Consider the following 4,852-nt stretch of genomic DNA (forward strand, 5'->3'; position numbering starts at 1 on the left):
AGTGAGGGTAATTTTGATCTCATCACCAATGGTAAAAACGCCTTTGCTATCGGCAGGCCCACTGTCTATACGCCAAGCATTGACAGTCGGTTTGGGTGCATAAACATCGACCGAAAGTGGCGAATTATTGCCACTGAATATTTGCATATCTGCTAACTTAGCGCCGACATTATGAAAAGAACTGTCTAGAAACAATTTGGTATTTGCATTTGAAGTTTTGCTTGAGGTGTAAAGCAAAGTGCCTTTGGCAAGAGGACCGTCACTGGCTTTAATATGGTAATATTTTATTTGAGCACCTGATCTAATGACTTTCATATAGTCGCCAGTGGCATAACGAACACCTGTTTCACATACCCTCACACTACTTTCATAGATAACAAATTTATTACCTATACCTGAGTCTGCATACAAAGCGTAATCTATACTTTTGTAAGAATCACTAGAATCATCACTTGAAAGTCCAAGCATTACTCTGCCAGTGTTACCAAGCTTGGCAATAACATAGCCGTCATTAATAAAGCCTTTGGAAGATGTAACATCGGCATTCCAGCCGGCACCAGAGATTTTTTCATAAACACCATTGGTTAGCGTCATTCTTCTGTTGCCACCGACGCTAAGATGGGTGTCAAGTGATGTGTTGGAAAGTCTCACGGGGCTGTTAATGCCACTGAAATCAATACTATTGCCATCTGTATCAACAATATCGGATAAAAAGATGCTGCGTCTATTATTGATATTAAAATACTTACCATCAATTGTATCGTTAATCTTCACAGTATAAGCAAACACCAGCGTGTTAGTCAGGGTGCCATTTGTGCCTGTTAAAAGAAATTCTTTGCCGGCAATAACAATTTTATTGCGACCAACTTTGGCCAAAGTGACGGCTTCATCTATGCTGAGCGTGAGTTTAATTTCATCACCGAGGGTGAATACGCCGTTATTATCAGCCGTTGTGCTGTCTATCTGCCAAGCATTGGCGATGGGTTTAGGTGCACCCACATCAACTGAAAATGGCAAATCCTTGCCACTGAATATTTGCATATCTGTTAACTTAGCATCAACATCATGAAAAGAACTGTCTAGAAACAATTTGGTATTTGCATTTGAAGTTTTGCTTGAGGTGTAAAGCAAAGTGCCTTTGGCAAGAGGACCATCACTGGCTTTAATATGGTAATATTTTATTTGGGCACCTGATCTAATGACTTTCATATAGTCGCCAGTGGCATAAGTAACCCCTGTGCTATGCTGAGGCTGTCCACCCTCATAGATGACAAATTTATTACCTATACCTGAGTCTGCATACAAAGCGTAATCTATACTTTTGTAAGAATCACTAGAATCATCACTTGAAAGTCCAAGCATTACTCTGCCAGTGTTACCAAGTTTGGCAATAACATAGCCGTCATTAATAAAGCCCTTGGAAGATGTAACATCGGCATTCCAGCCAGCACCAGAGGTTTTTTCATAAACACCATTAGTGTGGATTATTTTGTTGCCACCACCGATAACAAATTCAGTGTCAAGTAGTAACTTAGAGATGTTTGTAGGACTCTGAATGCTACTGAAATCAATATTATTGCCATCTGTGTCTCTAATGCCACTCAAAACAATATCACTTTTATTGTTAATCTTAAAATTGTCACTGTCAATCTTGTCGTTGGCTTGAATAGTGTAAGTAAATTCCAATGTATTGGTGGTTGTGTTGTTAGTACCTGTTAATAAGAATTCCTTGCCGGCAATCGTGATTTTATTATGACCAACCCCTGCCAAGGTAACTGCCTCGTCCAGTGTTAAACTTACTTTGATTTTATCGCCGATGGTAATATTATTACTGCTCGCTGTGCTATTCATATGACCAACCCTTGACCAGGGCATCATCTCGTCCAGTATTAAGTCTGCTTTGATATCGCCGATGGTAATATCATTACTGCTCGCTATGCTACTTACACGCCAAGCATTGGTAATAGGTTTTGGAGCATGCACATCAATCGTATATTTACTAAGATTGCTCAAGCCTTTAACCAGCCTTACCCCTGTGAGTTTGGCACCCTTGCTCTTAATTGAAGTATCAATGTGTAGTGCTGAAGTGGCAGAAACACCTGTTTGTGTTGCCAGTATGCGAATAGTATTGCCGTTGCCATCAATATGGTAATAACGAAGGGTAGTGCCTTTACGCTCAATCTTAATTTGGTCGCCTGCTTTATAGCGATAATTAAAATTAGCGTATTTTGTGTTGTTATTACGCACATCTTTTATTTTGTCGTTGTAAAGATAAACGGCATACTCAATGGTTTTGTAACTGCCATCTGGGTTGTCAGTAGACAGACCTAGCATAATGGCTTTTCTAGCAGAAGTGGCACTCAGTGTAAAAATCGCATAACCATCACCAACAAAACTTTCTTGAGAAAAGGCATCAGTATTCCAAGAGTCGTTGTTCACTTTCTTTTTAATGGTATACCCTTGGAATGTATCGCCAACCACAATTAAATCGCGCTTGTCAAACTGAGTGGTAATCGTATTACTCAATGAGATTGGATAAGTTGTATTGATAAAAGCAGGGGGATAGCCGTCACTATCAGCAATACCACTGATAATTAAGTCGGATGCCGATTGAATGGAAAACCCCTTGCCTTGAGTAAAAGCATCGTTTACTTGAACAGTATGTTCAAATATCAACTGTGTGCTTTCTATAGCACTTGCATTGGGCTTAGCAAAGCCTTGATTAACACTAAGGGAAAACACTAAGCCATTGATGATTATCTTGGAGTTGGCAGCATAGTCTACCTTGCCATTTTGGTATCGCATGGCTTTGTCCATTGTTAACGAAACCTTAACCTTGTCTCCTATTTCAAAAATGCTTTTGGTTGCTGGATATTCGTCCGCTAAATAAAGAGCCATGGCAACCAAAGTTGGGCCTTTTTGGTTGATTTTTTCATCGCTAACTTCCTGATATTTTTGATTGGCATCCCCTAAATTTTTTGTTATTTTTTGTCGCTCTTTTTGTTGGTGTGTTTGATTTTTTTTGTTGCGTTGCTTGACATTATCTAACTCTTCTTGTGTTTGGCTTTTGCTTTGGTTGATACCTTCTTTGCTGTTTACAACATCCTGATTGGCTTTGTCCCTAGCTTTATCAACAGAACCAAACTGAGTGTAACTACGGTGATAATCACTTTGTCCACTTTGATTTAGCACCTTTAATCCTTCACTGTCCTCTTGATTTTGGTGTTGCATTAAATCATTGTTAGCCTCACCCAAGACATTCGTAATTTCCCGTGCATCTTGATTGGCATCCCTTTCATCAACTTTGGTATCGGTTTTCAACATATTAACCGTTCGCTTATCTTGTCTTGATTCTGAGTTAATATTTGAGTCTTCATCAGCATCTGATTGCTGGTATTCTGATTTATCAATTGTTGTATTGACAGAACTGACATTACTGGTGTAATTAGGGGTGGAGTGGCTAGTGCCACGAAGTTTGGTTATGTCTGCTTCGTCTCCATTGATGACCTTTCCTATGGTTTGACTCACCAAAATACTTTTGGCCGTCTCTTTTAAATTTGACAACATGCCTTGCATAAGGGTTTTCATCTTAGCGGTAACGCTTTGTTTGTTAGTACCCACTTCAAGCATGGCGCCATAAAAATCACCGTCACCAATTTTGACGGTAATATTGCCTTTGCCCGCTGCTAAGGCGATATTCATCCCATCGCCATAACGCACATTGATGTTGTAATCGCCCTTCATTACTGCCACATTCACACCATGTCCTACGCGCGTGTTGAGATTGTATTTACCAATCAAAACATTGATTGCGATTCCATCACCAATATTGGTATTAACATTGAGTTTTCCAATCGATAGCCCTGCATGGAAACCATCACCCACTTTGGTGGTAATATTGGCTTTGCCAATAGCAATCATGGCGCTATGACCAGAGCCCACCTTGGTAACAAGATTGGCTTTACCAATAGCAATTTGCAAGCTGTCGTTGTCGCCAACTGAGGTAAGAATATTGGCTTTACCGATGCCAGCTTGGATGGTTTGACCTAAGCCCACTTTGCTGATGATATTGGCATCACCAATACCCACACCTAACATTGCACCATTGCCAATATGGGTAATAATATTGGCTTGACCTACGGCAAATGTAACCATACTGCCTTCGTTATTCTCCCCTAATAGGGCAGCACCCGTTGCTTTGAGTGCATCAACGCCTGATGTTAAGAATTTTTGTGGTGCAGAGAATACATCGCCTCTTGGGAAGAGGCGATGTTTTTCCAAAACAGGGTCTGAGACTACAAAATCTAGTGGGGAGATGGTAACCGTATAATCCTCCAATGAAGATATTCTGGTAATAATATTGGCTCGACCAACCACCAAACTCATGGTGTTACCGCTTCCCTCTAAATTAACATGGGTAACAATGTTGGCTTGACCAATAGCGGCTGTGATTAGATCACCTGAGCCAATTTTGGTAACAATATTAGCCTGCCCAATTGCAAATGCAACTGAAAATCCGTTGCCAATGTGAGTAAAGATATTAGCGGATCCAACCATAGCCGCCAAAGTTATGCCGTTGCCGACTTTAGTAAAGATATTGGCTGTCCCGCCTATCATTAAAGCGGCACTAAAGCCGTCCCCAACATGGGTGAATATATTAGCATGACCTGCTAGCATTATTGCTACTGTTGTGCCGTTGCCAACTTTGGTAAAGATATTGGCTTGTCCGCCTATCATTAAAGCGGCGCTTAATCCATTGCCAATATGGGTGAATATATTGCCACCTGCTGAAAACATTAATGCCAATGTTGGGCCGTTGCCAACTTTGGTTAAAAAATTAGCCCCTACAGAT

1 pseudogene is annotated in these 4,852 nt (G+C 40.5%); it reads right to left on the minus strand.

Annotated elements, in window-relative coordinates:
- Positions 1 to 4,737 (minus strand): annotated as a pseudogene (locus tag BBROOKSOX_RS08920) (hypothetical protein); the annotation flags it as partial.
- Between the last annotated feature and the right edge of the window lie 115 nt (positions 4,738 to 4,852).

Source organism: bacterium endosymbiont of Bathymodiolus sp. 5 South, from assembly GCF_900128535.1.
Taxonomy (GTDB): Bacteria; Pseudomonadota; Gammaproteobacteria; order PS1; family Pseudothioglobaceae; genus Thiodubiliella.